The sequence below is a fragment of the Nostoc sp. genome (assembly GCF_036919675.1).
Lineage (GTDB): Bacteria > Cyanobacteriota > Cyanobacteriia > Cyanobacteriales > Nostocaceae > Nostoc.
The window spans coordinates 1-4,709 of sequence record NZ_JBALCP010000088.1; the positions used below are offsets into that span (position 1 = coordinate 1).

The following is a 4,709-nucleotide window of genomic DNA, read 5'->3' on the forward strand; positions in this document are numbered from 1 at the left end:
GATGCGATGGGTAAAGATAAGGCTGGTGATGCAATGAGCAAAGATAAAGCTGGCGGTGCTATGGGTAAAGATGCGATGGGTAAAGATAAGGCTGGCGATGCGATGAAGCAATCCCCTGCTTCCACCAAGCCCTAGCTACAACTAGCTTTGCATATCACTTTTCTTGTACTAAGTATAGGCGCTGGTTACTAGAAAAATCTTGATCCAATCCCTATACTTTGGCGCTTTGACCTCAACAGGAGAAATTCTGATGAATCACAACCTACTCCGTCGGCGTCAGTTACTTTTTTATCTTGGGTTAGGGGTTGTCGGAATCGGTGCAGCCACAACATTTTCCAACTTCAGAAAAGTGAATGTCCCTTCTATCTCTCCTGTAAAAAGTGACAATACGCAAGACTTGGAAACTATTACAGTGAAAACTCCGGCAGGCAAAAGTCTGCCAGAGTTTCAGGGTATCAGCCAGTGGCTTAATTCTACTCCTTTATCAATAGCTGACCTCAAAGGTAGTGTTGTTTTAATCCAGTTTTGGACTTTTGCTTGTATTAACTGCCAGCGTACCCTGCCCTACATTACTAGATGGCATCGGCAGTATGAGTCGCAGGGACTGAAGGTGATCGGCATCCACACACCAGAGTTTGCCTTTGAGCGAGATCCGAACAATATAAAAAAGGCGCTACGACAACACCAGATTACCTATGCGGTTCCGGTTGATAACGAGTATAAAACTTGGAACGCTTACGAAAATCAGTATTGGCCTCACATGTTTTTGGCCGATCGCCAGGGTTTACTACAATATGACCATATTGGTGAAGGCGCATATGAAAAAATAGAGCAAACTATCCGCCAGCTATTGGGGTAGAAAGAATTATGACGACTTCTACTCTATCAATTAGTCTAGCTTTACTGGGGGGAGTTTTGAATGTGCTTTCACCCTGTGTTTTACCGATTTTACCAGTGCTATTAGGCCGATCGCTCCAATCGCATACTTACGGCCCAGTAGCACTGGTAGCGGGATTAATCGCTGGTTTTGCACTAGCAGGTAGTTTACTCGGTGTAACAGCAAACTGGTTTACAGGCGTGATTAATTTATTAAGGAATGGAGCGATCGCACTTCTTTTATTTTTGGGATTACTCGCAATTTTTCCCACCTGGAGTTACCGAATATTTACTTACATCCCAGTTGGCAAGTGGACTAAAAAATCTGCACGAATCGGACTCATGGGAGAGTTTTGGCTAGGGACTCAGTTGGGGCTTTTGTGGACTCCCTGTGCTGGGCCGGTTTTGGGGGGAATTTTAGTCCTAGCAGCAGTTAATCATCAAGTCGCAGGTGCTTTTGGGCTACTGGTTGCTTATGGAATCGGAGCAGGTTTGCCTCTGTTGGCGATCGCCTACGGTGGGCGAATACTCAGCAAACGAATCCTCAATCTCCGCTCTCATAGTGCAGCGTTGCAGCGCGTAGGTGGCGTAGCGATCGTGGCGACAGCGATCGCTATTCTTCTCGGTTGGGATGTGCAGATACAACTTTGGCTAGCTCCATTCTTTCCTACTCAACCTCTGTGAGACGTGCCAATTTTAGATTTTGGATTAGAAAATCCAATCCGACACTCTAACTGGGAACAATATAAGTAGATGGACAAAAATATTTACCGTCATTGCGAGCGAAGCGAAGCAATCGCAAGGGCTGGGATTGCTTCGCTTCGCTCGTAATGACATTGTGTAATTAATTCTATCCAACTACTTAAAAATCTCAAATCCAAAAGTTTCGTAGGGTGTGTTACCGCGAAGCGTAACGCACCGAAAGTATTGGGATGGTGCGTTAGCCAAGGGCATAACGCACCCTACGAAAGTTGCTCTTTATTAAATCCTGTTCCTAAAAATCCAAAATCCAAAATTGGTATGACCTCATCAAAACGTAAAGTCCGCTCAACACCAAGTCAGACTTTCCTCTCAAAGACCTTTCACTGGATTAATATCATCAGTCTCATCTTGATGATCGCTAGCGGACTGCAAATCTATAATGCCAATCCGGTATTTGGCGGGCGTGAAGGTTGGCATTTTCCTGATTTTCTGTTGCTGGGAGGTTGGCTAGGGGGTGGCAGACATTGGCATTTCGCTGCTATGTGGCTGTTTTCGCTGAACTTACTTTGGTATGGAGTTTATATCTTTATAACTCGTCGTTGGCAGCGTCGGTTTGCCGATCGCGGTGACTTAAAAGCATTGCAAGTCAGCCAGAACCCAAAGCGCAAGAACTACGCATGGCATCGGTTAGTTTATACTGCGATCATTCCAGTGCTGCTGCTGGCAATCTTGAGTGGTTTGGCGATGTACAAACCTGCCCAACTACATTGGCTTTCCGGGCTGTTTGGTAGTTGGCAAAATCTCCGCACTGTTCACTTTATCACTGTTCCCACAGTCATACTGTTTACAATTGCTCATTCCTTACTTGCCCTGAAGGTAGGAAGCATCCGTCTAGTTAAGTCTATGTTCGTGTAGAGGTTCCATGAGTCTGATTCTTCCCAAACGCACCCTATCCCGTCGGCGGTTACTGCAACTATCTGGACTTTCAGGCGTAGGCTTTCTTTTAGGTGGCTGTGGGACAAATTTGCTCTCAGATAATGTGTGGCAAATATCTGAGCCACTAAACCAACGTCTGGAAGCACTCCTGCTAACTCAAAAAGCAGTACCAGAATTTCCTGTCAGTGCCATAGAAGCAGACAAATTGCTGATAAATACCTTTGACTTCACCCCGCAAATTGATCCGGCGCAGTTTCGGCTGAAGATTGATGGCGAGGTTAGTAATCCGATGCAATTGAGCATGGCAGATATTCACAAACTTCCCTTAACTTCAATGGTAATTCGCCATATTTGTGTTGAAGGCTGGGCTGCGATCGTTCAATGGGGAGGCGTGCGATTACGAGACTTAGTAGCGCTGGTACAGCCTAAGTCAAACGTCCGCTATGTCTACTTCAAATCTGCTGATGGCTATTATGAAAGCTGGGATCTGGCCTCTGCTATCCATCCGCAAACTCTCATGGCTTATCAAAAGAATGGACAACCTTTATCAGTTGATAATGGTGCGCCCATGCGCCTAGCATCCCCAATTAAACTGGGCTACAAGCAAAGCAAGTGGGTGACTCAAATTACCTTCGTCAGCAATTTGTCACCTACTAAAGGCTATTGGGAGGATCAGGGCTATGAGTGGTTTGCAGGGTTATAGTCCAATACAGTTCAGATAAGACCAAAACACTTGTAGAGACGGCGATTTATCGCGTCTCCAAAACCCAAAATTTTTACCAGTAGTCCTTAACTAAACCGTATTGGGTTATAGTCACCGAAACAGTGCTGAGTAAAGAAGTGGGAAGGGTTTGAGATTGCCACGGTGCGATCGCAATTAATTTGTGTTTAACCGCAGATTGTGAAAATTCGCAGTGTCCAGATCCCCGACTTCGTAAAAGTTGTCGGGGATCTAACTTTTCACGAGTGATTTAGGACTGCTATATGATGGCGATCGCCTCAAGAAAAGCGATCTGTTTTCACCAAAAAAGGCTACAGCGTTTATCTGGTAGCTTTTTCAAGGTATTTTGTATTCCCGCAAGAGTCGAATGAACTGATGCTGATTAATTTGCTCAGGGTTTTTCAATGAGAACATCAAAGACTCATTAGCCTGTGATTGCGATCGCAACGCAGGGGAGCGTTCGCAATCACAGTTGGGCATTTTTATTACTTGCGATTACTCTAACGGAGCTAAAATACTCGTCAACGGAGCTAAAATACTCGTCAACGGAGATAAAATACTCGTTAACGGAGCTAAAATACTCGTTGACGGAGATAAAATACTCGTTGACGGAGATAAAAGACTCGTCAACGGAGATAAAAGACTTGTTAACGGAGATAAAATACTCGTTAACGGAGATAAAAGCCTCGTTAACGGAGATAAAATACTTGTTAACGGAGATAAAATACTCGTCAACGGAGATAAAAGCCTCGTTGACGGAGTTCAAATACTCATTTAGTAGATAAACAAAAAAATTTACAGTCATTGCGATCGCACCCTTCGCAGAGCATATCCTAGAGAAGCAATTTTAGCCTTTGCGATCGCATTATTTTGCTTCACTGCATTGGCAATAACATTGTGTAATTAATTATCTTGCCTACTTATTAGACTGGGATTTGAATCCCAGGCGGGTAATACAGCCGGTGCAGATTACCTAAATTACTGAAACCAACGGGAGACAAAAGCAACCATTCTCCTGAATCAAGGCTGACGATTCCGCCGCAAGGCTTCCAGATTCTTTCGGTAGGTTATTGTATCGGGATGATTTGCCCCCAACTGTTTTTCAGCGATCGCCAAAGCTTGGATATACAAAGGTTCGGCATCGCTGTACCTTCCCTGTGAATTGTAGAGGAGTGCCAAATTGTTCAGGCTAGTTGCCACATTAGGGTGTTCATCCCCCAGCAGGCGTTTTCTCATCGCTAAAGCTTGGATATACAAAGGTTCGGCATCGCTGTACCTTCCCTGTGAATTGTAGAGGACTGCCAAATTGTTCAGGCTAGTTGCCACATTAGGGTGTTCATCCCCCAGCAGGCGTTTTCCCATCGCCAAAGCTTCGATTAACAAAGGTTCGGCATCGCTGTACCTTCCCTGTGAAAAGTAGAGTGCTGCCAAATTGTTCAGGCTAGTTGCCACATCAGGGTGTTCATCCCCCAGC

7 protein-coding genes are annotated in these 4,709 nt (G+C 44.9%); 5 read left to right on the top strand and 2 right to left on the bottom strand.

Annotated features, from left to right (window positions below):
• The first annotated feature begins 250 nt into the window (after positions 1–250).
• The 4 genes from V7K49_RS18800 (at position 251) to V7K49_RS18815 (ending at position 3,217) form a co-directional block, all read left to right on the top strand.
• The gene (locus V7K49_RS18800; protein WP_334871570.1) at positions 251–859 is read left to right on the top strand and encodes a thioredoxin family protein; all 609 of its coding nucleotides are present in this window, start codon (positions 251–253) and stop codon (positions 857–859) included.
• An 8-nt stretch (positions 860–867) separates the two neighbouring features.
• Positions 868–1,560 (top strand): cytochrome c biogenesis CcdA family protein, encoded by a 693-nt coding sequence (locus V7K49_RS18805; RefSeq protein WP_335206834.1) that lies wholly within the window; start codon positions 868–870, stop codon positions 1,558–1,560.
• A 336-nt stretch (positions 1,561–1,896) separates the two neighbouring features.
• Positions 1,897–2,493: a cytochrome b/b6 domain-containing protein gene (locus V7K49_RS18810; RefSeq protein WP_335206835.1), complete on the top strand. Its 597-nt coding sequence runs from the start codon at positions 1,897–1,899 to the stop codon at positions 2,491–2,493.
• 7 nt (positions 2,494–2,500) lie between these two features.
• A complete protein-coding gene (locus V7K49_RS18815) occupies positions 2,501–3,217 on the top strand; it encodes a molybdopterin-dependent oxidoreductase (protein WP_335206836.1) in 717 nt (238 codons plus the stop codon).
• 354 nt (positions 3,218–3,571) lie between these two features.
• Here the strand turns inward: V7K49_RS18815 and V7K49_RS18820 are convergent, their stop codons facing one another.
• Complete coding sequence (locus V7K49_RS18820) at positions 3,572–3,715, bottom strand: hypothetical protein (protein WP_335206837.1); 144 nt, start codon at positions 3,713–3,715, stop codon at positions 3,572–3,574.
• Between V7K49_RS18820 and V7K49_RS18825 the strand changes: the two genes are divergently transcribed.
• Positions 3,708–4,013 (top strand): hypothetical protein, encoded by a 306-nt coding sequence (locus V7K49_RS18825; RefSeq protein ID WP_335206838.1) that lies wholly within the window; start codon positions 3,708–3,710, stop codon positions 4,011–4,013. The genes V7K49_RS18820 and V7K49_RS18825 overlap by 8 nt on opposite strands.
• A 242-nt stretch (positions 4,014–4,255) precedes the next feature.
• Here V7K49_RS18825 and V7K49_RS18830 read toward each other — a convergent pair.
• A partial coding sequence (locus V7K49_RS18830) for a tetratricopeptide repeat protein (protein ID WP_335206839.1) occupies positions 4,256–4,709 on the bottom strand: 454 nt, incomplete at its 5' end.

Excerpts from the sequence above, each read along its gene's own strand:
- V7K49_RS18800 (WP_334871570.1), top strand. The coding sequence starts at position 251 with ATGAATCACAACCTACTCCGTCGGCGTCAGTTACTTTTTTATCTTGGG.
- V7K49_RS18810 (WP_335206835.1), top strand. The coding sequence starts at position 1,897 with ATGACCTCATCAAAACGTAAAGTCCGCTCAACACCAAGTCAGACTTTC.
- V7K49_RS18805 (WP_335206834.1), top strand. The coding sequence starts at position 868 with ATGACGACTTCTACTCTATCAATTAGTCTAGCTTTACTGGGGGGAGTT.
- V7K49_RS18815 (WP_335206836.1), top strand. The coding sequence starts at position 2,501 with ATGAGTCTGATTCTTCCCAAACGCACCCTATCCCGTCGGCGGTTACTG.
- V7K49_RS18820 (WP_335206837.1), bottom strand. The coding sequence starts at position 3,715 with ATGCCCAACTGTGATTGCGAACGCTCCCCTGCGTTGCGATCGCAATCA.